The sequence below is a fragment of the Bradyrhizobium sp. Kon69 genome, from assembly GCF_055807515.1.
The window spans coordinates 160,533-181,107 of sequence record NZ_JBVVOS010000010.1; the positions used below are offsets into that span (position 1 = coordinate 160,533).

The following is a 20,575-nucleotide window of genomic DNA, read 5'->3' on the forward strand; positions in this document are numbered from 1 at the left end:
GATCAACTTTCGCTGCGGACTTTCGTGCTGATTGCGTGAGCGCTTACCTGTGATTATCAGGATACCATGACGCTGATCGACCTCGCCAACCCCACACGGTTCCTCGCGCTGACGGGGCGGCTCTTGCCGTGGCTTGCGGCTGCGACAATCATTCTGCTCACGATCGGACTCTATCAGTCTGCCACCGCGCCCGATGACTATCAGCAGGGCGCGACGGTTAAGATCATGTTCATCCACGTGCCCAATGCCTGGCTGTCGATGTTCGTGTGGGGCGTGATGAGCATCGCCTCGCTGGGCACGCTGGTGTGGCGGCATCCGCTCGCCGACGTCGCCGCCAAAGCGGCTGCTCCCATCGGGGCCGCCTTCACCTTCCTCGCGCTGCTGACGGGCTCGCTGTGGGGCCGGCCGATGTGGGGCACCTATTGGGAATGGGACGCGCGGCTGACCTCGGTGCTGATCCTGTTCCTGATGTATCTCGGCCTGATGGCACTGTGGCGCGCGGTCGACGAGCCCTCCCGCGCGGCGCGCGCCGCCGCCGTGCTGACGCTGGTCGGCGCGCTCAACCTGCCCATCATCAAGTTCTCGGTCGACTGGTGGAACACGCTGCACCAGCCGGCCTCGGTGATGCGGATGGGCGGCTCGTCGCTGGACAGATCCTTTTTGATTCCGTTGCTGGTGATGGCGGTCGGGTTCACCCTGCTGTTCGTCACGCTGCATCTGGCTGCGATGCGCAACGAGATTTTGCGCCGGCGCGTGCGGTCTTTGCAGATGATGCAGGCGAGCCGTGTGGCGTTTTCAGAAGTCGGCACCGGCTCGCATGAAGGCAGCACGTCAAAAGAAGCTGGGGCTGCATGATCATGTCGCTCGGTCCCTACGCGTCTTTCATCGTGACATCCTATGCCGCGGCCGCCCTCGTGGTCGTGATCCTGATCGGCTGGATCGTGCTCGATTATCGTAGCCAGACACAGCGCCTGCGCGAGCTCGAGCGCAGCGGCGTGACCCGCCGCTCCGGCCGTAGCGCGACGGATCGGCCATGAGAGATCGAGCATGAGAGATCAATCATGAGCGAGCAATCGACGTCCGCTCCGCCGCAGCGCCGCACCTTCCTGATGGTGCTGCCGCTGATCGCCTTCATCGGCCTGGCGCTGCTGTTCTGGTTCCGGCTCGGCAGCGGCGATCCCTCGCGAATTCCTTCCGCGCTGATCGGACGTCCCGCGCCGCAGACCATGCTGCCGCCGCTCGAGGGATTGCAGGCTGACAACGCGCAGATCCCCGGCCTTGATCCCGCTGCGTTCAAGGGCAAGGTCAGCCTCGTCAATGTCTGGGCGTCCTGGTGCGTGCCGTGCCACGACGAGGCGCCGCTGCTGACCGAATTGGCAAAAGACAAGCGCTTCCAGCTCGTCGGCATCAACTACAAAGATGCCGCCGACAATGCGCGGCGCTTCCTCGGGCGCTACGGCAACCCGTTCGGCCACGTCGGCGTCGATGCCAACGGCCGCGCCTCGATCGAATGGGGCGTCTATGGCGTGCCGGAAACCTTTGTCGTCGGTCGCGAAGGCACCATCGTCTACAAGCTGGTCGGGCCGATCACGCCGGACAATCTGCGGACGGTGTTGCTGCCGCAGATGGAGAAGGCGTTGAGATAGCCGCCGTCATTGCGAGGAGCTCTTGCGACGAAGCAAGCCAGCATCCCTCCGCGGAGACATTCTGGATTGCTTCGCTTCGCTCGCAATGACGAGTTGAAAGAGCTCAGCCCTTCCTCACATCCCCCGCCTCGGCCTCGCTCGCTTCCAGCGACGCCGGCTCGAGGTGATAGCGCTTGGTCAGCGGCATCTGGGCGATGGCGAAGATCATGGTGATCGGCGTGACGCCGAACACCTTGAAGTTGACCCAGAAGTCGGTGCTCTGGGTGCGCCAGACGATCTCGTTCAACACCGCCATGCCGGCGAAGAACAGCGCCCAGCGTAGCGTGAGGATGCGCCAGCCCTGCGGCGTCAAATTGAACATCTGGTCGAACATCACGGCGATGAAGGAGCGGCCGAACAACAGGCCGCCGCCGAGGATCGCGGCGAACAAAGCGTAGATGATGGTCGGCTTGAGCTTGATGAAGGTCTCGTCGTGCAGCACCAGGGTCAGCGTGCCGAACACCAGCACGATGACGCCTGTCACGATCGCCATGATCGGGATGTGCCGCGTCACCACATAGGAGGCGATCATCGCCGCGACGATCGCGACCATGAAAGCGCCGGTCGCGGCGAACAGATTGAACTTCGCATTGACGAAGAAGAACACGAGCAGCGGACCGAGCTCGGTCGCAAGCTTGAACAGCGGGTGCGGCTGGGTCTTGTCCATTCTTCAGCTTTCGATTCCGGCAATCGCGCGAGCGAAATCGCGCGCGGTGAACGGCGCGAGATCGTCGACGCCTTCGCCGACGCCGATGAAATGCACCGGCAGTTTGAATTTCTCCGCGAGCGCCACCAGAATGCCGCCGCGGGCGGTGCCGTCGAGCTTCGTCATCACGAGGCCGGTGACCCCGGCGGTGCGATGGAAGGCCTCGACCTGCGACAGCGCGTTCTGGCCCACGGTGGCGTCGAGCACCAGCAGCACCGCATGCGGCGCAGTCGCGTCCACCTTGCGGATGACGCGCACGACCTTTTCGAGCTCGTTCATCAGCTCGGCCTTGTTCTGAAGCCGCCCGGCGGTGTCGATCAGGAGCACGTCGATGGCCTGCTCCTTCGCCGCCGTCAGCGCGTTGAAGGCGAGGCTCGCCGAATCCGAGCCTTGCGCACCTGATATGACGGGCGTCTTCGTGCGTTCGCCCCAGACCTTGAGCTGCTCGATCGCCGCTGCGCGAAACGTGTCGCCGGCGGCCAGCATCACCTTGCGGCCTTCGGACGCGAATTTTTGCGAGAGTTTCCCGATGGTCGTGGTCTTGCCGGAGCCGTTGACGCCGACCACGAGGATGACGAAGGGCTTCTTGCCGGCGTCGATCTCGAGCGGTTTTGCCACCGCTGCCAGCACCTTCTCGACTTCGGTCGCGACGACGTCCTTGACCTCGTCCGCCGAGATCGCCTTGTCGTAGCGTCCCGTGCCGACCGCATCCGCGATCCGCACCGCGACCGAGGTGCCGAGATCGGCGCGCAGCAGCACGTCCTCGATGTCGTCGAGCATGGCGCGATCGAGCTTGCGCTTGGTGACGAGGTCGGCGACCGCGGTCCCGAGCGAGGACGAGGTGCGCTTCAGCCCGTCGGACAGGCGGCGCCACCAGCTCAGCTTGGGGGTCTCGGGGGTGGTATCGTTCATGGTGGCGGTGTGTTAGCCGTTCCGGCTCGCAAACGAAAGTCTTGACCGAAAGTCTCGCCGATAACGAAAGTCTTGCAATTGCTCGATGTTCCCGAATTGACGGCCGAGGAAATCCTGGCGCGCGTGCTCCATCGCGACGGGCTGATGCTGGTCATCGACAAGCCGGCCGGCCTGCCGGTGCATCGCGGACCCAAGGGCGGCGCCAATCTGGAAACGTCCTTCGATGCGCTTCGTTTCGGCCTGCCGCGGCCGCCGGTGCTGGCCCACCGGCTGGACAAGGACACCTCCGGTTGCCTCGTGCTCGGCCGCCATCGCAAGGCGACGGCCTCGCTCGGCCTGCTGTTCAAGCATGGCAAGATCGGCAAGACCTACTGGACCATCGTCGAGGGCGGCCCCACCGAGAACGAAGGCACCATCGACATGCCGCTCGGGCGGCTGAACGCCGAGCGCGGCTGGTGGCAGAAGCCCGATCCCGAGGGCCAGAAGGCCATCACCAACTGGAAGGTGATGGGCCGGGGCGACGGCCTGACCTGGCTCGCCATGGAACCGGTGACCGGGCGGACCCATCAACTGCGGGTGCATTCGTCCGCGACCGGCTGGCCGATCTTCGGCGATAACATTTACGGCAACGGCCCGCGCTTCGGCGAGCCGAAGCTGCACCTGCATTCCCGCGAGATCGTGGTGCCGATCTCCCGCAACAAGGAGCCGGTTCGCGTGATGGCGCCTGCCCCGCCCCACATGCACGAGCGGCTCCGCGCCTGCGGGTGGAACGGGGAGTAGCCCAACTGCTCGCTCCTCATGGTGAGGAGGCCGCGCATCGCTCCCTATAGTTTACGAAACGTTCAGTGCTCGTCTCTAATGATAGCGGTTGCTTAGAACAAGCTTCCGTCAATCTGCTCAGGACGAGCTGCGCGTCATGTCCACGGCCGAGTTATCGATCATCGACGAGGTCGAGTCCGCGCTTCGGACTGGCTCCGCGGAAAAGGGCTTGGCAACCGCCCGCCGCGTCACCGACCTGTTCCTGTCCTCCGCCGGCAGTTTCGATGACGAGCAGATCGCACTGTTTGACGATGTGCTGGATCGCCTGATCGGCACCATCGAGCTCCGGGCCATCGCCGACATGGGCGCGCGCGTAGCGCTCGCCGAGATCAGCGCGCAGCTCGCGCCGATCGCGCAGGCGCCGCCATCGGTCATTCGCCGCCTCGCTAACAATGACGAAATCCGCATCGCCGGTCCCGTGCTGCAGGAATCCGCGCGCCTCGATGACGGCGCGCTGGTGCAGATCGCATCCAGCAAGGGCGAGCCGCATCTGCTCGCGGTCGCCGGGCGCTGGTGGCTGAAGGAGATCGTCACCGATGCATTGCTGGCGCGGCGCTATCCCAGCGTCAGCCGCCGGCTCGCCGCCAATCCCGGCGCGCGCGTGTCCGGAAACGGATTTGCCGTCATCGTCGGACAGGCCGAGGCCGATCCCGAGCTCGCGGTCAGCGTCGGCGTCCGCGTCGATCTGCCGTCAGACCTGCGCCGTCAATTGCTGCGCTCGGCGAGCGATGCCGTGCGGACCCGGCTGTTGTCGCGCGCTCCGCCGCATCTGTTCGAGGAGATCCAGACCGCGATCGCCGCCGTCACCGTCGGTGTCGGGCGCGAGATGTCGGGGGTCCGCGATTTCGAAGGTGCCAAGCGCGCCGTCGCAGGCCTGAAGGCGGCCGGCCAGCTCAGCGAAGCAACGCTGCTCGGCTTCGCCACGCAACGGCGTTATGAAGAAGCGGTGGCCGCATTGGCCGCATTGTCGGGATCGACCGTCGAAGTGATCCGCCCGCTGATGCAAAGCCTGCGCGAGGACGGCCTGCTGGTGCCGTGCAAGGCGGCGCAGCTCAGCTGGGAAACCACCGCCGCCGTGCTTCAGAGCCGCTTTGCGAGCGGCGCGATGAAGCCGGCCGATATCGCAAGGGCGCAAAGCCATTACGCGCGCATGACCCCAGAGAATGCGCGGCGGACGCTGCGGTTCTGGCAGGTGCGGGCGTTGTAGTTTTTCCCTCTCCCCTTGTGGGAGAGGGTGGCTCGCCGCGCAGCGGCGAGACGGGTGAGGGGTCTCTCTCCGCGAGTCCACATTGAGTTGAGTACGCGGAAGCAACCCCTCATCCGGCGCTTCGCGCCACCTTCTCCCACAAGGGGAGAAGGGAAGGAACCGTCACACCGTCAGCCGCGCGCCATCACGACCGGCGATCCGCAGCGGCACCACACTGCCGATACGCTCGCCCGCGATCGCCACCGGCAGATAATGCTCCGTGCGTCCCTGCTCCTCGCTCTCGATCAGCACCTCGCGCGTGGCGCCGATCTCGGCTTGCAGCCGCCGCAGAAGCGCGGCCTCACCGGCCGAGCGCAGCCGCTTCGCCCGCTCCTTGATTGCGCCGCCCGCCACCTGCGGCATCCGCGCGGCCGGTGTGCCGGGACGCGGCGAATAGGGGAAGACGTGGAGGAATGTCAGGCCGCATTCTTCGATCAGGTCGAGCGAGCGCGAGAACATCTCCTCGGTCTCGGTCGGAAAGCCCGCAATGATGTCGGCACCCAGCGCGATATCCGGGCGCAGGCGACGGACCTGGTCGCAGAACGCGATGGTGTCGCCGCGCGTATGCCGCCGCTTCATGCGCTTCAAGATCATGTCGTCACCGGACTGCAGCGACAGGTGCAGATGTGGCATCAGCCGCGAATCCTCAGCGATGGCATCCAACAGATCGCTGTCTGCCTCGATCGAATCGATCGAGGAGATGCGCAGGCGCCTGAGCTCCGGCACATGCCGCAAAATCTGCTTCGTCAGCAGGCCGAGTTTCGGCGCGCCCGGCAGGTCGGCGCCGTAACTGGTGAGGTCGACGCCGGTCAACACGATCTCGGCATGGCCGCGTTCGACCAATGCCCGGACCTGATCGACCACCGCGCCCATCGGCACCGAGCGCGAATTGCCGCGCCCGAACGGAATGATGCAGAAAGTGCAGCGATGGTCGCAGCCGTTCTGCACCTGCACGAACACGCGCGGCAGGCCGCTCGCAAAGCCGTCGATGAGATGCGGCGCCATCTCCTTCACCGCCATGATGTCGCTGACGGCGATTTTTTCGCACGCACCGAGATCAAACGCCGCACGCGCCTCGCGCCATGCGGACGACCGCATCTTGTCGTCATTGCCGACGACGCGATCGACCTCGGGCATCCCGGCGAACATTCCGCTTTGCGTCTGCGCCGCGCAGCCGGTGACGACGATGCGCGCTGCCGGCCGCTCGCGCTTCAATTTGCGGATCGACTGGCGCGCCTGCGCCACCGCCTCATTGGTGACGGCGCAGCTGTTGATGACGATGGTGTCGGAGAGCCCCGCGCCCTCGGCCTCGCGGCGGATCACCTCGGCCTCGAAAGCGTTGAGGCGGCAGCCGAAGGTGACGATGTCGACGCTCATCAGCCGACCGGCGCGAACAGCGCCGGATCGAAACGGCCTTCATATTCGAAGGTCGCCGTGCCCGTCATCAGCACGTGATCGTCGCGCTCGCGCCATTCGATCCCGAGCTTGCCGCCGGGCAGCGCGATCTCGACATTGCGCTCGGCGCGCTTCAGCCGCGCCGCCGCGACCGCCGTGGCACATGCGGCCGACCCGCAAGCCCTGGTCAGGCCGGCGCCGCGCTCCCAGGTGCGGATCGTGATGTGCTGGGGATCGACGATATGGGCGAGCGTGATGTTGGCGCGCTCCGGGAAGATCGGATGGTTTTCCAGCAGCGGACCGAAACGCTCGAGGTCGTAGGCGTTGACGTCATCGACCCAGAAGATCGCATGCGGATTACCCATGCTGACCACCGAGGGCGAATGCAGGATCGGATTGTCGATCGGGCCGATCTGCAATTCGATGTAGCGGGTGTCGCGGAATTCCTGGTCGAGCGGAATGTCCTGCCAGCCGAATTTTGGCGCGCCCATGTCCACCGTATAAAGCTCCGGCGCCGGACCCTGCCAGGCATTGAGCAGGCCCGCGGCCGTCTCGAACGTCGCATTGGTCTGGCCGGTCTTCTCGAAGATGCGGCGCACCACGCAGCGCATGCCGTTGCCGCAGGCACCTGCCTCGGAGCCGTCACTGTTGTAGATGCTGATGAAGGCTTCGGTGCCGTCGAAGCGCGGCTTCTGCAGCACCATGAGCTGGTCGTAGGCCACGCCGCCTCGCGCCGATGCCACCGCGCGGGCATCGGCCGCGGTGACCTTTGAGGTGGAATCGCGCATGTCGACGACGACGATCTCGTTGCCGATGCCGTTCATCTTGGCAAATGCGTGGTTGGCCAGCGCGCTCATGAAAATTCCCGAATTTCGCCTGCCTTATATGGCGATCCTTGGCCCTCTTGGCCAGTGATTTGCCGCCGAGAGCCAGGACGCTGCCATGACGCATCTGTCATGGGACGAATTCGGCGCTCGCGTGTTAGAACGGCGCAATTCGCGCAAACCGGGACATGCGGCCGGGTTAAGGCCTCGGAGACGTAAGGCCTTGGCGGATAAGCTATTGGGGAGAATAAAAATGTTCAGGTTTCGTCGTCTCGCTTTGGCCGCGCTGATTCCGGCAGCGGCCTTGTCGTTTGGTCTGTCGGCCACGCTGGCCCAGACGCCGAGCCCGGCGCCGGCCACATCAGCGAGCCCCTCGCCGAGCCCGTCGGCTTCGCCCTCCCCGGCCGCGAGCGCTGCACCCGCGGCCACGCCCTCGCCGGCGGCCAGCGCCTCGCCAAGCCCTTCAATGTCGCCTGCAACGTCCCCTGTAACCTCGCCCTCGCCCGCCGCCAGTGCCTCACCGAGCCCCGCCGCCCCGCCGCCCGCTGCGGCCGCAACCCCGGCTCCCGTGCAGACCGCCGATCCCTTCGGCCAGGAGACCACGCTCGAGCCCAAGAAGGTCGTGATGGTCAAGGGCACTGCCAATTGGGACTCGGCCTTCGACACGCTGATCGACGCCTTCAAGGCGCTGAACACACTGCTGGACAAGCAGGGCATCAAGCACGCCGGCAATTCGATGATCGTCTACACTTCGACCGACGACACCGGCTTCACCTTCCTTGCCGAGATCCCGGTCGAGCAGGACCCGAAGAACCTGCCCAAGGACATGAGCGTCGGCAAATCGCCGGAGGGCAAGGCGCTGAAATTCGTCCATCGCGGCTCCTACGACAACATGGACAACACCTACGAGGCGATCACCAACCACCTCGACGACAAGAAGCTGGAAGCCAAGGACACCTTCATCGAGGAATACCTCACCGATCCCCTGAAGACGGCCGAGGACAAGCTCGTGATCAATGTATTCGTGCCGCTGAAGTGAGACCTATGAAAAAGCCTGCCATCCTTTTGACCTCCCTTGTCACGTCCTTTGCCGCCGCGCTGCTGGCAACGCCTGCGCTTGCCGACGATTTTCCGTCCGCGATTTCGGTGAGCGGCGAAGCCACGATCTCCGCCGCGCCTGATCTGGCGCAGATCGACGCCGGCGTCGCCAACGACGCCAAGTCTGCGAAGGAAGCGTCCGACGCCAACAACGCCGCGATGGGCAAGGTGCTGCTGGCGCTGAAGGGGGCAGGCATTGACGAGAAGGATTACCAGACCTCGCGGCTGTCGCTGCAGCCGCAATACGGCCAGAACAAATCCACCGGTGCCTCACCCGTGGTCGGTTTCCGCGCCTCTAACCGCGTCACCGTGAAGATCCGCGACGTGACCAAGGTCGCCGCCATCATCGACACGCTGGTCGGCGCCGGCGCCAACGATATCGGCAACATCTCCTTCGAGGTGACGCAGGCCTCGAAACTGCTCGACGATGCCCGCGAGAAGGCTGTCGCAGACGCCCGCCGCAAAGCGGAGATCTACGCCAAGGCCACCGGCGTCACGCTCGGCGCGCCGCTCAGCGTGTCCGAAGGCGGCGCCCCAATGCCGCTGTTCAAGGGACGCATGGCCGCAGCGCCGATGGCCGCAGGCGGCGCGGCCGTTGCGCCCGGCGAGGAAACGCTGGCGGTGACGGTGAATGTGAGCTGGGCGATCAAGCAGGGGCAGTAGGCCGTAAGAGGCACACTGCCGCCCACAACAACGGTGTCGTCCCGGCGCAGGCCGGGACCCATAACCACAGGGAGTGGTTGTGACGCGACACAGGTAACTCCGAATATTCGCGAAACTTCTCCCTGTGGCTATGGGTCCCGGATCTGCGCTCCGCTTGTCCGGGACGACAGCGGAGATAAATCGCACGGGCGAGTCAAACCTCCACCACCTGCCCAGGCTTCATCGCCACAAATTTATCCTGCGGCACCTTCGCGGCATCGAGCGCCTCGACCAGCGCCTTCGCCGGCGCATCGATTGCCTCATCGGTCAGCTGAAACGTGCCGTGGTGATGCCCGAGTGCGGCTTGCGCGCCGCAATCCGCGAGCGCCTTCACCGCGTCTTCCGGGTTCATGTGCTGGTCGCGCATGAACCAGCGCGGCTCGTAGGCGCCGATCGGGAGGATCGCCAGGCGTAGCGGCCCGTGCTTCTCGGCGACGCGGCGGAAATGCCCGCCATCGCCATAGCCGGAATCGCAGACGACGTAGATTTTCCCCGCAGGCGTCTCCAGCACGAAACTCGCCCACAGCGCCTTGTTGCGATCGAACATGCCGCGCGCCGACCAGTGCCGGGTCGGCACCAGCGTCACGGCGATGCCGCCGCCGAGCTCGACGCGGTCGTGCCAGTCGAACGCTTCCACCTTGATCGTCGCATCGGTGCTGCGCATCGTGACGTCATTGCCGAGCGGGGTCACCACACGCGGCGCGAAATTCTTGGCGAGCCGCGACAGCGTCGCCATGTCGAGATGATCGTAATGGCCGTGCGAGACCAGCACGATATCGATCTTCGGCAGCTTGTCGAAGGCGATGCCGGGATCGTTGTGCCGTTTCGGCCCGGCGAAGCTGACGGGCGAGACCCGCGTCGACCAGACGGGATCGACGAGGATGTTGAGGCCGCCGGTCTGGATCAGCCAGCTGGCGTGGCCGACGAAAGAGAGCCGCACCTTGTCGCCGTCGACGCGGTCCGGCGGGGTGTCGGCATGGGGGCTCGGCGCCCAATCCGGCCAGCTCGCGCGCTGCCGCTTGCCGCCGAATTGCCAGCGCAGGACCTCCCGAAGCGATTTCGGCGGCACGCCGTCCGGATCGAAGAAGTTCAGGCCGTCGAAATGGTCGGAGACCGGGCCGTCATAGGTTTTCATGCGGGACATCCAAAGGGAGGGCACGCCGACCAATGCGCCGGCACCGGCGAGCATTCCGAAAAGGCGGCGGCGGGTGATCGGCACGGATCTGGCTTCAGGGATGGTCGGAGGGGCAGGACATCACCGCTATATGGGCGGGGTCTGCGGAAAAGGAACCCGCCGCCGGAAAGTTCATCTTTTCAAGGCTTTGCCTTCCAAAGCAGCCCCGGCCACCCTAACTTTCCTTGACTTTCGGGCGGCAGCGGCGTTTAACCCGGCCACTTTCTCGGAAAGGCTTTCTTTTCGACCCGCCCACTGGCCCCAGAGGCCAGAGGCCAACGCCCGACAGCGCGATGCGCCCTCGGGCGTAAAGGTGTTTGGAAGATCGCTTGCCCAAGTGAGTGGTCATCCCCCGCGCCTTCGCGGGGCATGACAGCGGTGAGTAACGGAGTGCTCCTCCCATCGGGAGGACAGCAATAGGACAACGGCATTGTTCGACAATCTGTCGGAACGGCTTGGCGGCATTCTCGATCGTCTGACGGGGCGCGGTGCGCTGACCGAAAAGGACGTCGACGCCGCCATGCGCGAGGTACGCCGCGCGCTGCTGGAAGCCGACGTCGCTCTCGAAGTGGTGCGCAGCTTCACCGAGCGGGTCCGCGAGCAGGCCATCGGCGCCACCGTCGTCAAGTCGGTGACGCCAGGCCAGATGGTGGTCAAGATCGTCCATGACGAGCTGATCAACACGCTCGGCGCCGAAAGCCAGACCATCGACATCAATTCCGTGCCGCCGGTGCCGATCATGATGGTCGGCCTGCAAGGCTCCGGCAAGACCACCACCACCGCAAAGCTCGCCCGTCGCATGGTCCAGCGCGACAAGCGCAAGGTGCTGATGGCCTCGCTCGACATCTACCGTCCCGCGGCGATGGAGCAGCTGGCCGTCCTGGGCCGCGATCTCGACATTCCGACGCTGCCGATCGTCGCCGGACAGCTGCCGGCGCAGATCGCGAAGCGCGCGCTGGAGGCCGGCAAGCTCGGCGGCTACGACGTCGTGCTGCTCGACACCGCCGGCCGCACCACGCTCGACGAAGAGATGATGGCGGAAGCGGCGGCGATCAAAGCCGCCGCCAATCCGCATGAAGTGCTGCTGGTGGCGGACAGCCTCACCGGCCAGGACGCCGTCAATCTCGCCCGCGCCTTCGACGAGCGCGTCGGCCTGACCGGCATCGTGCTGACTCGCGTGGACGGCGACGGCCGCGGCGGCGCTGCGCTGTCGATGCGCGCGGTGACCGGCAAGCCGATCAAGCTGCTCGGCACCGGTGAAAAGACCGATGCGCTGGAGGATTTCCATCCCGACCGTATCGCCGGCCGCATTCTCGGCATGGGCGACGTGGTGTCGCTGGTCGAACGCGCTGCCGCCAACATCGATGCCGAAAAGGCCGCGCGCACCGCCGAGCGGATGCGCAAGGGTCAGTTCGACCTCAACGACATGCGCGAGCAGCTGTCGCAGATGGCCAATATGGGCGGCATCAGCGGCCTGATGGGCATGATGCCCGGCATCGCCAAGATGAAGAACCAGATCGCGGCCGCCGGCATCGACGACAAGATCTTGAAGCGCCAGGTCGCGGTGATCGATTCCATGACGCGCGACGAGCGCCGTCATCCCGATTTGCTCAAGGCCAGCCGCAAGAAGCGCATCGCCGCGGGTTCCGGCCAGAGCGTCGAGCAGGTCAACAAGCTGCTGAAGATGCACCGGAACATGGCCGACATGATGAAGGCCATGGGCTCCGGCAAGCGCGGTCCGCTCGCGGGCATCGCGCAGGCGATGGGCTTTGGCGGCGGCATGAAGCCGCCTTCGCCGGAAGAGATGAAGGCGCTGCAGGAAAAGATGCAGGGCGGCGGCGGACAAGGTCTGCCCAGCCTGCCGAAGGATTTGCCGCCCGGGCTGCGCCAGGGTCTGCCGAACGTTCCAGGCCTGACCGGACTGAGCGGCAAGCCGATGCTGCCGGGCCTCGGCGGTTTCCCGGGCAAGAAGAAATGAGGAATTCGTCGCGGGAGATCGCAACGGTCTCGCGCAACGCGGAATACCAATCAACCGAACAAAACGTACTTTGAAGGAGAACTTAGATGTCCGTCGTTATCCGTCTCGCCCGTGCAGGCACCAAGAAGCGCCCCGTCTATCACGTCGTCGTCGCCGATTCGCGCTTTCCCCGCGATGGCCGCTTCATCGAGCGTCTCGGCTATTTCAACCCGTTGCTGCCGAAGGACAACGAGACCCGGCTGAAGCTCGACATGGACAAGGTGAAGGCCTGGCTCGCCAAGGGCGCGCAGCCGTCGGACCGTGTGTCGCGCTTCCTCGACGCCGCCGGCGTCAAGAAGCGCGAAGCGCGCAGCAATCCGGAAAAGGCCGTGCCGCGCAAGGAGCGTAAGGCGCAGGCCGAAGCCGCCGCGAAGGGTTAAGGCGAGATCATGCCGGCGCTGGTCTGCGTCGCGCGGATCGGCGCCGCGCATGGTGTGCGCGGCGCGGTCAAACTGTGGACCTTCACGGAAGATCCCTTTGCCGTGCGGAGCTACGGTCTGCTCTCGTCCAAGGACGGCAAGCGTCAGTTCGAGGTCGCAACGGCGCGCACGGCCAAAGATCATCTGGTTGCGACGTTCAAGGGCGTCACGACCCGCGATGAGGCCGAGCGCCTCAACGGCATCGAGCTCTACGTCGCGCGCGAAAAGCTGCCGGCGACGGACGAGGGCGAATATTACCACACCGATCTGATCGGGCTCGCCGCCGTCACCACGACGGGCGACGCGCTCGGCCGCGTGCTCGCGATCCACAATTTCGGCGCCGGCGACATCATCGAGATCGCGCCGCCCGCAGGCACGACGATGCTGCTGCCGTTTACGGACGCAGTGGTGCCGGAGGTCGACATCGCCGGCGGCCGCGTCGTGATCGCGCTGCCGCAGGAGATCGCGGGTGACGACGGCGATGACGAAGAGGAGGATTCCTCCCCGAGTCGTCCCGGCCTAGTGCGCAACTTGCGCACGGGGGGCCGGGACCCATAACCACAGGCCAGAATTTTGGCTAAGCTGATCGCTCCAGCCGTCGCAAAACGAAGCGCGGTGGTTATGGGTCCCGGGTCTGCGCTCCGCTTGTCCGGGACGACAATAATTGAGATCCGATGACCACCTCCTCACCCTGGCGCGCGACGGTGCTGACGCTGTTTCCGGAGATGTTTCCGGGGCCGCTCGGCGTGAGCTTGGCCGGCCGGGCGCTGACTAGTGGGCTCTGGAAGCTGGAGGCGCGGGACATCCGGGCCTCGGCCACCGACCGCCACCGCAGCGTCGACGACACCCCGGCCGGCGGCGGGCCGGGCATGGTGCTTCGGGCCGATGTTTTGGCGGCGGCCATTGATGCCGTCGGGATCGGCCCGGACCGGCCGAAACTGCTGATGAGCCCGAGGGGTCGGCCATTGACCCAGGCTCGGGTTCTCGAACTCGCCAAGGGCCCGGGTCCCCTGATCGTCTGCGGGCGGTTCGAGGGGGTGGACCAGCGCGTGATCGACGGGCGGGGCCTGGAAGAGGTCTCGATCGGGGATTACGTGCTGTCCGGGGGCGAGATCGCGGCCCTGGCCCTGATCGACGCCTGCGTCCGGCTGCTGCCGGGCGTGATGGGCAAGGAAGCCTCGGGAACCGAGGAGAGTTTTTCGGACGGTCTGCTCGAATACCCCCAATACACCCGGCCGCAGCTGTTCGAGGGAACCCCGATCCCGGAGATCCTGACCTCCGGTGACCATGCCAAGGTCGCCAGCTGGCGGCGGGCGGAATCCGAGGCCCTGACGGCGGCCCGCCGACCGGATTTGTGGGCCCAAATCCCGAGCAAAGCCCCGAATCGGCCCGGACGCCAAAAAACGCCAAAAAACAAGACAGACGGGTGACAAACGCTCCGGCTTGCCTTATAGCAGCGGCCACATCCGCAATGGCTGGATAAACGAATTTCGCGCAGCCCCCGTTTTCCAAGGCTGGGCGCGCCGATGGAGATTTACCCATGAACCTGATCCAACAGCTCGAAAAAGAGCAATTCGACAAGCTCTCCGCCAACAAGGAGATTCCGGAATTCGGCCCCGGCGACACCGTGATCGTCAACGTGAAGGTCGTCGAAGGCGACCGCACCCGCGTGCAGGCCTATGAAGGCGTTTGCATCGGCCGTTCCGGCGGCGGTCTCAACGAGAGCTTCACGGTGCGCAAGATTTCGTACGGCGAAGGCGTGGAGCGCGTGTTCCCGGTGATGTCGCCGATGATCGACTCGATCAAGGTGGTGCGCCGCGGCAAGGTGCGTCGCGCCAAGCTCTATTACCTCCGCAACCTTCGCGGCAAGTCGGCCCGCATCGTCGAGAAGAAGCAGGACCGCCCGGCTGCTGCCGTCAACGAGTAAGCTCCGCTTACAGACGAGTTTTAGAAAGCGCGGGGCCAAACCCCGCGCTTTTTTGTTGCGTCAGCCGTGCGCGTCAAAGCCCTCGCGATTCCAATTCGGCCTGCTATATATTCTTGGAATGTTTCCAGATTTGACCAGCCTCTCACCCGTCAAGCGCGTCGTCATCGACGATCGCTCGCGGCTGCCCGGCCGGTTCTTCGGACGCTTCGCGACCTCGGCAACGTCAGAGCTTACGCGCGCAGCCTAAAAGCTGCGCTGACGATTTTGTTGCCCCGCGCGCCAGCCGCGCAACCCGCTCTACACAACATTCCTGGAGCTGACGCTCATGTCCAAGCCGACCACATTGTACGACAAGATCTGGAACGACCATCTGGTGCACGAAGCCGAGGACGGCACCTGCCTGCTCTATATCGATCGCCATCTGGTGCACGAGGTCACTTCACCGCAGGCGTTCGAAGGCCTGCGCGCCACCGGCCGCAAGGTCCACGCGCCGGAGAAGACGCTGGCCGTCGTCGATCACAACGTGCCGACCACGGACCGCAGCAAGCCGAACCCCGACCCTGAAAGCATCGAGCAGATCAAGGCACTGGCCGACAACGCCAAGGAATTCGGCATCGAATATTACGACGAGTTCGACAAGCGTCAGGGCGTCGTCCACGTCATCGGCCCCGAGCAGGGTTTTACGCTGCCCGGCACCACCATCGTCTGCGGTGACAGCCACACCTCGACGCATGGTGCGTTCGGCGCGCTCGCGCACGGCATCGGCACGTCGGAAGTCGAGCATGTGCTGGCGACGCAGACGCTGATCCAGAAGAAGGCGAAGAACATGCGCGTCACCGTCGACGGCGAATTGCCTGACGGCGTGACGGGCAAGGACATCATCCTGGCCATCATCGGCGAGATCGGCACCGCGGGCGGCACCGGCTACGTGCTCGAATACGCCGGCGACGCGATCCGCGCGCTCAGCATGGAAGGCCGCATGACGGTCTGCAACATGTCGATCGAAGGCGGCGCGCGTGCCGGCCTGGTCGCGCCGGACCAGAAGGCGTTCGACTTCTTGCGCGGCCGCCCGAAGGCACCGAAGGGCGCGGACTGGGACGCCGCGATGCGCTACTGGGAGCGCTTGCGCTCGGACGAGGGCGCAAATTTCGACCACGAGCTGCGGCTCGATGCAGCCAAGCTGCCGCCGATCGTGACCTGGGGCACGAGCCCTGAAGACGTGATCTCGGTCACCGGCAGCGTGCCCGATCCCGACAAGATCGCGGACGAGGCCAAGCGTCTCTCCAAGCACCGCGCGCTGAAATATATGGGCCTGACCGCGGGGACGAAGATCACCGACATCAAGCTCGACCGCATCTTCATCGGCTCCTGCACCAACGGCCGGATCGAGGATCTGCGCGCCGCCGCCAAGATCGCGGAAGGCAAGCAGGTCGCAGGCGGCGTCAACGCCATGGTCGTGCCGGGCTCCGGTCTCGTGAAGGAGCAGGCCGAGGCTGAAGGTCTGGACAAGATCTTCATCAAGGCCGGCTTCGAATGGCGCGAGCCCGGTTGCTCGATGTGCCTCGCGATGAACCCGGACAAGCTGGCTCCGGAAGAGCGCTGCGCCTCGACCTCGAATCGCAATTTCGAGGGCCGCCAGGGTTTCAAGGGCCGCACCCATCTGGTGTCGCCGGCGATGGCCGCAGCCGCGGCGATCGCGGGTCACTTCGTCGACATCAGGGAGTGGCGGTAAGCCGCTCCCTGCAATTTGAGCGATCGCGGCAAACCGCCGTTAATCGGTAGCGCCGACACTGCGTCCTCGCGAACATTTCGCGAGGACACGAGCTCATGGCCGGCAAGCCTGAATATGTCGATCTGATCAGCGCGGCGACGCCCCAGCACCGGCGGCGCGCGGCACCGCTGCGCATGATCGCCAAGCCCGAGGTCGAGGAGGCCTCGAAGCTCAGCCGTTGGCCGCCGGCGATGTTCAAGCAATGGAAGCTGGAGAACCTCACGCGCTGGACGTCGGCGACGTGGAAACTGAAGGATTGGCTCTAAACCACCGGATGAACAAAGGGCGCCGTCGAGGCGCCCTTTTCATTTCCGTCGTGCTTACCAATAGCGGTACGGATGGTGCCAGCGATGCCAACGGCAGACGCGGCGCGGGCCGTAATAGGTCCAGATGACCCGGCAGCGGCGCGGATGGCTGTAATAGGGATAGTAGCCGCCATAGTAGCGCCGGTGGAAATGGCGATGGCCGTAATAGGCGGGGCGATAGATGCCGTAGCGATGGAATCCGCCTCCGCCATAGTGGCGAACTCCGCCGTAGCGATAGCCGCCGCCATGAAAGGCGGGCGCGGCGCGGAAGCCACCAGCGTGGAAGCCACCGCCGCGGAAGCCGCCGATATGTCCTCCGCCACCGTGGAAGCCGCCTCCACCGTGGAAGCCGCCGCCATGGAAGCCGCCGCCATGACCGCTACCACCATGTCCACCGCCGCCGCCGCCGTGGCGAACCTGGATCATGTCGTCACTTGCGGCCTTCGCCGCAGGCAACGCCGTCGGATTGATCGGGGTCATCGCCTCAGCACGACGCGTGGTTCCGGCCGACAGCATCAGCGTCGCGGCGGTCGCAATTCCGAGCAAGCGCATCGGGCTTGCCCTGAGACCCAATATTCTCAGCATCGACTTCTCCCTGAATCTGGACAGCGGAGTTGCGACGCTCGCTCCCGGCTCGCGTCATCCCTGTTCATTGGCAGTCGCTCCCAAGATTAAATTAGGGACAGCGACGTGAATGCCTCATGAATGAACGACGTGCACTGCGCCGCGCCGCGACGTCGTCACCACGGCCCGAAGCCGAGCACGAACGGTGCCGGCACGCCGTAAGGATAAGGGCGGTAGTAGACCGGCCGCGCGTAGTAATGTGGATCGGGACGCGGGGCGTATCGCACGACGTCGGACCGCACATGTCGGCGCCCGTCGAACACCGCGCGCCCGGCCGACGCATCGGGCAGCTTCGTCACCCTGTGCGCAGCGGACGCGTGAGGCAGGCCTGCAACAAGCCCGACGGCAACCGCCAATGCGAACCATCTCGTCATGACGACCTCCGCCTCGGGCGCGCGACGGCATCGCGCTCGTATCAGCCCCGGCGCCAGTAGCAGCTCATATGCGGCACGATCACCGTGCCGCTGGGGCGATATTCCTGCACATAGGTGGCGTTGCACTCGCGGACTGCATCGGGACCGGGATTGTAGCGGGGATAGACGCCATCCGGACTGTAATAGGGCGTGACGCGCAGGCGCGCCGGGGCCCGCTTGCGCGGCGGCGGGAGATCGTCTCGCGAGGCCGCCTGGGCCAGTCTGATCCCGGGAGCCGCGGTCTGGGCCTCCGCGCCAACGCAAAACTGCGAAAACAACCCCATGCACAGTAGCGTCAGCGCTGTTTTCGCTCGCATTTTTCCGCCCATTTGAACGTCCATTTCGAGGCCCTACGCTCCCCGTTTTGACGGCGCCCGTCAACCTCGCCGCGTTTATAAAGCCGGATGCATCGCTGCGAAACCCACGCTATGACAAGCCCATGTGGACGGAATTGAAAGCGCCCTCGCTGGCCGAGATGGAAGCGATGGCGCATGAAGTATTCGAACGCCTGCCGGCGGAGTTTCGCAGCCTCTGCGAGGGCGTGATCATCCGCGTCGACGACTTCCCCACGGAGGACGTCCTGGACGAGATGGCATGCGAGAGCGAGTTCGACCTGCTCGGCCTGTTCCAGGGCGTCGGCCTGCCGCAGCAGAGTTTTGGCGACGTGGCGCGGCTGCCCAACATGGTCTGGCTCTACCGCCGGCCGATCCTGGATTATTGGGCCGAGCACGACGAAAGCCTCGGCCATATCGTCCGCCACGTCCTGATCCACGAGATCGGCCATCATTTCGGGCTGTCGGACGACGACATGGCCGCGATCGAGGCTCAAGAGCCCGGTTAGGCAGACGAGATCTGTCGAATTCGGCCTAGGATTTCCGCGCCGATCGCGATAAATACCGGTTCCCTAGACCACCCCGGGAAAGCGCAACCATGGACAAGTTCACCACGCTGGAAGGCGTCGCGGCGCCGCTGAAGATCATCAATGTCGACACCGACATGATCATTCCGAAGCAGTACCTCAAGACCATCAAGCGCACCGGCCTTGGCAAGGGGCTCTTCTCCGAGCAGCGCTACAAGGACGACGGCAGCGAGAATCCTGATTTCGTCCTCAACCAGCCCGCCTATCGCAATGCGAAGGTGCTGGTCGCCGGCGACAATTTCGGCTGCGGCTCGAGCCGCGAGCATGCGCCCTGGGCGCTGCTCGACTTCGGCATCCGCTGCGTGATCTCGACCTCGTTCGGCGACATCTTCTACAACAACTGCTTCAAGAACGGCATTCTGCCGATCCGCGTGGCCCAGGAAGACCTCGACAAGCTGTTCGACGACGCGGAGCGCGGCGCCAACGCGACGCTGACGATCGACCTGCCAAACCAGGAGATCCGCGGTCCCGACGGCGGCAAGGTCAAGTTCGAGATCGACCCGTTCCGCAAGCACTGCCTGATCAACGGCCTCGACGACATCGGCCTGACGATGGAGAAGAAGGCCTCGATCGACACCTATGAGGAGAAGCTCAAGCACGAACGCGCCTGGGCCTGATCGCAAGTTTTTGTTTGAGCCCCGGTGCTGACAGCGCCGGGGCTTTTTCTTTGCCAGCGTTGTCCTCTATAGCTTGCGCCCATGCTGCCTGACATCGTCACCTTCTGGCACGGCCCGATGGACGCCCTGCGCCAGACCTGTCTGCGCTCGCAGCTGGCTGCCGGCCACAAGGTCACGGTCTACAGTTTTGACACCATTCCCGGCCTGCCCGCCGGCGTCGGCAACGCGGATGCCGAGGCGATCCTGCCGCATGCGTTCTCCGAACGATTGCGGCCGCCGCAGCCGGACGGCAGCTGGCGCGACTGGACCACGCTCCAGTTCAGCGACTTCTTCCGCATGAAGCTGATGGCAAAAGGCCTCGGCCTCTGGCTCGACGCCGACGTGCTGCTGCTCAGGCCGGTCGAGATCGATCCGGCAAAGCCCTATTTCGCGTGGGAGCGGCCGCGCCAGCTCGGCAATTCCGTGATCTACCTTCCGCCCGGGCATGGCATCGTTGCCGCCTTCGAAGAGCTGATGGAGCAGGAGGAGCTGACGCCGAACTGGCTGTCGCTGCGCCATCGCGTCACGTTTGCGATGCGCCGCCTGCGCGGCGGCTCGAACCGCCTCTCCGACATTCGCGTCGCGATCTTCGGGCCGGCGGCACTCACCGCGCTCGCGCGCCGCACCGGCGAGCTGCACTGCGCCTTGCCGAAGCAATCGTTCTACGCAGTGCATGCCGAGCCAAAACTGTTCTTCGATCCGTCGAGCTATCTCGGCCTCGTCACCGATCCCGAGATCATCGGCCTGCACATCTCGCCCAAGGGCCGGGGCGGCGAGAAACCGATCCCGGGCAGCCTGTATGCGTGGGCGGCAGAGCGGTTCGGCTGACTGCCGCGCAAGAGCTGCGCTCCCTCTCCCGCTTGCGGAGAGGTGCAGCGGAGCCCCGGGCTCCCTCATCGCTATTTGATCCAGCGCAACGCGCCCCTGCACCATTGTGCCTAATCTCGCTCCAATTCCGCCGTT

Annotated in this window: 25 protein-coding genes; 17 read left to right on the forward strand and 8 right to left on the reverse strand. The window is 65.2% G+C overall.

Annotated features, from left to right (window positions below):
* Positions 1-66 precede the first annotated feature (66 nt).
* From AC0L3U_RS15670 to AC0L3U_RS15680, 3 genes are read left to right on the forward strand one after another with little or no spacing between them, the layout of a single operon-like run.
* Entirely contained in the window at positions 67-855 is a 789-nt protein-coding gene (locus AC0L3U_RS15670; RefSeq protein ID WP_473362312.1) for a heme ABC transporter permease, read from the forward strand.
* Positions 852-1,037: a heme exporter protein CcmD gene (gene ccmD / locus AC0L3U_RS15675; RefSeq protein ID WP_106945552.1), complete on the forward strand. Its 186-nt coding sequence runs from the start codon at positions 852-854 to the stop codon at positions 1,035-1,037. The genes AC0L3U_RS15670 and ccmD overlap by 4 nt, the downstream gene beginning before the upstream one ends.
* 24 nt (positions 1,038-1,061) lie before the next feature.
* On the forward strand, positions 1,062-1,646 hold the full coding sequence (locus tag AC0L3U_RS15680; protein WP_473362313.1) for a DsbE family thiol:disulfide interchange protein: 585 nt from the start codon (positions 1,062-1,064) through the stop codon (positions 1,644-1,646).
* Between the two features lie 103 nt (positions 1,647-1,749).
* On the opposite strand, the gene AC0L3U_RS15685 is transcribed toward AC0L3U_RS15680, so the two are convergent.
* Positions 1,750-2,352, reverse strand: a complete 603-nt coding sequence (locus AC0L3U_RS15685; protein ID WP_007598838.1) for a septation protein A — start codon at positions 2,350-2,352, stop codon at positions 1,750-1,752.
* 3 nt (positions 2,353-2,355) lie between these two features.
* Complete coding sequence (gene ftsY / locus AC0L3U_RS15690; RefSeq protein ID WP_473362314.1) at positions 2,356-3,303, reverse strand: signal recognition particle-docking protein FtsY; 948 nt, start codon at positions 3,301-3,303, stop codon at positions 2,356-2,358.
* A 78-nt stretch (positions 3,304-3,381) separates the two neighbouring features.
* On the opposite strand from ftsY, the gene AC0L3U_RS15695 reads away from it, so the two are divergent.
* Positions 3,382-4,083, forward strand: coding sequence for an RluA family pseudouridine synthase (locus AC0L3U_RS15695; protein ID WP_473293653.1), 702 nt, complete (start codon positions 3,382-3,384; stop codon positions 4,081-4,083).
* Positions 4,084-4,219: 136 nt separating this feature from the next.
* Positions 4,220-5,329 (forward strand): DUF2336 domain-containing protein, encoded by a 1,110-nt coding sequence (locus AC0L3U_RS15700; RefSeq protein ID WP_473362315.1) that lies wholly within the window; start codon positions 4,220-4,222, stop codon positions 5,327-5,329.
* A gap of 162 nt (positions 5,330-5,491) precedes the next feature.
* Here AC0L3U_RS15700 and mtaB read toward each other — a convergent pair whose 3' ends face one another.
* Entirely contained in the window at positions 5,492-6,745 is a 1,254-nt protein-coding gene (mtaB, locus tag AC0L3U_RS15705; RefSeq protein WP_473362316.1) for a tRNA (N(6)-L-threonylcarbamoyladenosine(37)-C(2))-methylthiotransferase MtaB, read from the reverse strand.
* A complete protein-coding gene (gene dapF, locus AC0L3U_RS15710; RefSeq protein ID WP_473362317.1) occupies positions 6,745-7,620 on the reverse strand; it encodes a diaminopimelate epimerase in 876 nt (291 codons plus the stop codon). Before dapF ends, mtaB begins: the two co-directional genes overlap by 1 nt.
* A gap of 220 nt (positions 7,621-7,840) precedes the next feature.
* On the opposite strand from dapF, the gene AC0L3U_RS15715 reads away from it, so the two are divergent.
* Together AC0L3U_RS15715 and AC0L3U_RS15720 are read left to right on the forward strand one after the other, a co-directional pair.
* Positions 7,841-8,626, forward strand: coding sequence for a GyrI-like domain-containing protein (locus tag AC0L3U_RS15715; protein ID WP_473362318.1), 786 nt, complete (start codon positions 7,841-7,843; stop codon positions 8,624-8,626).
* Positions 8,627-8,631: 5 nt separating this feature from the next.
* Entirely contained in the window at positions 8,632-9,348 is a 717-nt protein-coding gene (locus AC0L3U_RS15720) for an SIMPL domain-containing protein (protein ID WP_473293603.1), read from the forward strand.
* Between the two features lie 193 nt (positions 9,349-9,541).
* Here AC0L3U_RS15720 and AC0L3U_RS15725 read toward each other — a convergent pair whose 3' ends face one another.
* On the reverse strand, positions 9,542-10,606 hold the full coding sequence (locus AC0L3U_RS15725; RefSeq protein WP_473362319.1) for an MBL fold metallo-hydrolase: 1,065 nt from the start codon (positions 10,604-10,606) through the stop codon (positions 9,542-9,544).
* Between the two features lie 385 nt (positions 10,607-10,991).
* Between AC0L3U_RS15725 and ffh the strand changes: the two genes are divergently transcribed.
* From ffh to AC0L3U_RS15760, 7 genes are all read left to right on the forward strand, one after another.
* Positions 10,992-12,539, forward strand: coding sequence for a signal recognition particle protein (gene ffh / locus AC0L3U_RS15730; protein ID WP_007598828.1), 1,548 nt, complete (start codon positions 10,992-10,994; stop codon positions 12,537-12,539).
* A gap of 86 nt (positions 12,540-12,625) precedes the next feature.
* Positions 12,626-12,958, forward strand: a complete 333-nt coding sequence (rpsP, locus tag AC0L3U_RS15735; RefSeq protein ID WP_143842481.1) for a 30S ribosomal protein S16 — start codon at positions 12,626-12,628, stop codon at positions 12,956-12,958.
* Positions 12,959-12,967: 9 nt separating this feature from the next.
* Entirely contained in the window at positions 12,968-13,555 is a 588-nt protein-coding gene (gene rimM / locus AC0L3U_RS15740) for a ribosome maturation factor RimM (RefSeq protein ID WP_473362320.1), read from the forward strand.
* A gap of 116 nt (positions 13,556-13,671) precedes the next feature.
* Positions 13,672-14,427 carry a tRNA (guanosine(37)-N1)-methyltransferase TrmD gene (gene trmD / locus AC0L3U_RS15745; protein ID WP_473362321.1) on the forward strand — a complete coding sequence of 252 codons (756 nt, stop codon included), beginning with the start codon at positions 13,672-13,674 and terminating at the stop codon, positions 14,425-14,427.
* Between the two features lie 110 nt (positions 14,428-14,537).
* Positions 14,538-14,924, forward strand: coding sequence for a 50S ribosomal protein L19 (gene rplS, locus AC0L3U_RS15750; RefSeq protein WP_007598824.1), 387 nt, complete (start codon positions 14,538-14,540; stop codon positions 14,922-14,924).
* 325 nt (positions 14,925-15,249) lie between these two features.
* A complete protein-coding gene (leuC, locus tag AC0L3U_RS15755; RefSeq protein ID WP_473362322.1) occupies positions 15,250-16,656 on the forward strand; it encodes a 3-isopropylmalate dehydratase large subunit in 1,407 nt (468 codons plus the stop codon).
* A gap of 95 nt (positions 16,657-16,751) precedes the next feature.
* Positions 16,752-16,961, forward strand: coding sequence for a hypothetical protein (locus AC0L3U_RS15760; protein ID WP_473362323.1), 210 nt, complete (start codon positions 16,752-16,754; stop codon positions 16,959-16,961).
* A gap of 54 nt (positions 16,962-17,015) precedes the next feature.
* On the opposite strand, the gene AC0L3U_RS15765 is transcribed toward AC0L3U_RS15760, so the two are convergent.
* The 3 genes from AC0L3U_RS15765 to AC0L3U_RS15775 form a co-directional block, all read right to left on the reverse strand.
* Entirely contained in the window at positions 17,016-17,585 is a 570-nt protein-coding gene (locus AC0L3U_RS15765) for a hypothetical protein (RefSeq protein ID WP_473362324.1), read from the reverse strand.
* A gap of 155 nt (positions 17,586-17,740) precedes the next feature.
* Entirely contained in the window at positions 17,741-17,998 is a 258-nt protein-coding gene (locus AC0L3U_RS15770; RefSeq protein ID WP_473362325.1) for a hypothetical protein, read from the reverse strand.
* A 41-nt stretch (positions 17,999-18,039) separates the two neighbouring features.
* Entirely contained in the window at positions 18,040-18,321 is a 282-nt protein-coding gene (locus tag AC0L3U_RS15775; RefSeq protein ID WP_456769762.1) for a hypothetical protein, read from the reverse strand.
* Between the two features lie 155 nt (positions 18,322-18,476).
* Here AC0L3U_RS15775 and AC0L3U_RS15780 point away from each other — a divergent pair, with 155 nt between their 5' ends.
* The 3 genes from AC0L3U_RS15780 to AC0L3U_RS15790 all read left to right on the forward strand — a co-directional run bounded on the left by AC0L3U_RS15780 (position 18,477) and on the right by AC0L3U_RS15790 (position 20,440).
* Positions 18,477-18,878: a metallopeptidase family protein gene (locus tag AC0L3U_RS15780; protein WP_456766812.1), complete on the forward strand. Its 402-nt coding sequence runs from the start codon at positions 18,477-18,479 to the stop codon at positions 18,876-18,878.
* Positions 18,879-18,967: 89 nt separating this feature from the next.
* Entirely contained in the window at positions 18,968-19,573 is a 606-nt protein-coding gene (leuD, locus tag AC0L3U_RS15785) for a 3-isopropylmalate dehydratase small subunit (protein ID WP_456766813.1), read from the forward strand.
* A gap of 81 nt (positions 19,574-19,654) precedes the next feature.
* Positions 19,655-20,440, forward strand: a complete 786-nt coding sequence (locus AC0L3U_RS15790; protein WP_473362326.1) for a glycosyltransferase family 32 protein — start codon at positions 19,655-19,657, stop codon at positions 20,438-20,440.
* Positions 20,441-20,575: the final 135 nt, after the last annotated feature.

What these genes read in the sequence shown, in the direction of transcription:
- AC0L3U_RS15670 (WP_473362312.1), top strand. Translation starts at nt 67, where the DNA reads ATGACGCTGATCGACCTCGCCAACCCCACACGGTTCCTCGCGCTGACG.
- ccmD (WP_106945552.1), top strand. Translation starts at nt 852, where the DNA reads ATGATCATGTCGCTCGGTCCCTACGCGTCTTTCATCGTGACATCCTAT.
- AC0L3U_RS15680 (WP_473362313.1), top strand. Translation starts at nt 1,062, where the DNA reads ATGAGCGAGCAATCGACGTCCGCTCCGCCGCAGCGCCGCACCTTCCTG.
- AC0L3U_RS15685 (WP_007598838.1), bottom strand. Translation starts at nt 2,352, where the DNA reads ATGGACAAGACCCAGCCGCACCCGCTGTTCAAGCTTGCGACCGAGCTC.
- ftsY (WP_473362314.1), bottom strand. Translation starts at nt 3,303, where the DNA reads ATGAACGATACCACCCCCGAGACCCCCAAGCTGAGCTGGTGGCGCCGC.
- AC0L3U_RS15700 (WP_473362315.1), top strand. Translation starts at nt 4,220, where the DNA reads ATGTCCACGGCCGAGTTATCGATCATCGACGAGGTCGAGTCCGCGCTT.
- mtaB (WP_473362316.1), bottom strand. Translation starts at nt 6,745, where the DNA reads ATGAGCGTCGACATCGTCACCTTCGGCTGCCGCCTCAACGCTTTCGAG.
- dapF (WP_473362317.1), bottom strand. Translation starts at nt 7,620, where the DNA reads ATGAGCGCGCTGGCCAACCACGCATTTGCCAAGATGAACGGCATCGGC.
- AC0L3U_RS15715 (WP_473362318.1), top strand. Translation starts at nt 7,841, where the DNA reads ATGTTCAGGTTTCGTCGTCTCGCTTTGGCCGCGCTGATTCCGGCAGCG.
- AC0L3U_RS15720 (WP_473293603.1), top strand. Translation starts at nt 8,632, where the DNA reads ATGAAAAAGCCTGCCATCCTTTTGACCTCCCTTGTCACGTCCTTTGCC.
- rpsP (WP_143842481.1), top strand. Translation starts at nt 12,626, where the DNA reads ATGTCCGTCGTTATCCGTCTCGCCCGTGCAGGCACCAAGAAGCGCCCC.
- rimM (WP_473362320.1), top strand. Translation starts at nt 12,968, where the DNA reads ATGCCGGCGCTGGTCTGCGTCGCGCGGATCGGCGCCGCGCATGGTGTG.
- trmD (WP_473362321.1), top strand. Translation starts at nt 13,672, where the DNA reads ATGACCACCTCCTCACCCTGGCGCGCGACGGTGCTGACGCTGTTTCCG.
- rplS (WP_007598824.1), top strand. Translation starts at nt 14,538, where the DNA reads ATGAACCTGATCCAACAGCTCGAAAAAGAGCAATTCGACAAGCTCTCC.
- leuC (WP_473362322.1), top strand. Translation starts at nt 15,250, where the DNA reads ATGTCCAAGCCGACCACATTGTACGACAAGATCTGGAACGACCATCTG.
- AC0L3U_RS15760 (WP_473362323.1), top strand. Translation starts at nt 16,752, where the DNA reads ATGGCCGGCAAGCCTGAATATGTCGATCTGATCAGCGCGGCGACGCCC.
- AC0L3U_RS15765 (WP_473362324.1), bottom strand. Translation starts at nt 17,585, where the DNA reads ATGCTGAGAATATTGGGTCTCAGGGCAAGCCCGATGCGCTTGCTCGGA.
- AC0L3U_RS15770 (WP_473362325.1), bottom strand. Translation starts at nt 17,998, where the DNA reads ATGACGAGATGGTTCGCATTGGCGGTTGCCGTCGGGCTTGTTGCAGGC.
- AC0L3U_RS15775 (WP_456769762.1), bottom strand. Translation starts at nt 18,321, where the DNA reads ATGGGGTTGTTTTCGCAGTTTTGCGTTGGCGCGGAGGCCCAGACCGCG.
- AC0L3U_RS15780 (WP_456766812.1), top strand. Translation starts at nt 18,477, where the DNA reads ATGTGGACGGAATTGAAAGCGCCCTCGCTGGCCGAGATGGAAGCGATG.
- leuD (WP_456766813.1), top strand. Translation starts at nt 18,968, where the DNA reads ATGGACAAGTTCACCACGCTGGAAGGCGTCGCGGCGCCGCTGAAGATC.
- AC0L3U_RS15790 (WP_473362326.1), top strand. Translation starts at nt 19,655, where the DNA reads ATGCTGCCTGACATCGTCACCTTCTGGCACGGCCCGATGGACGCCCTG.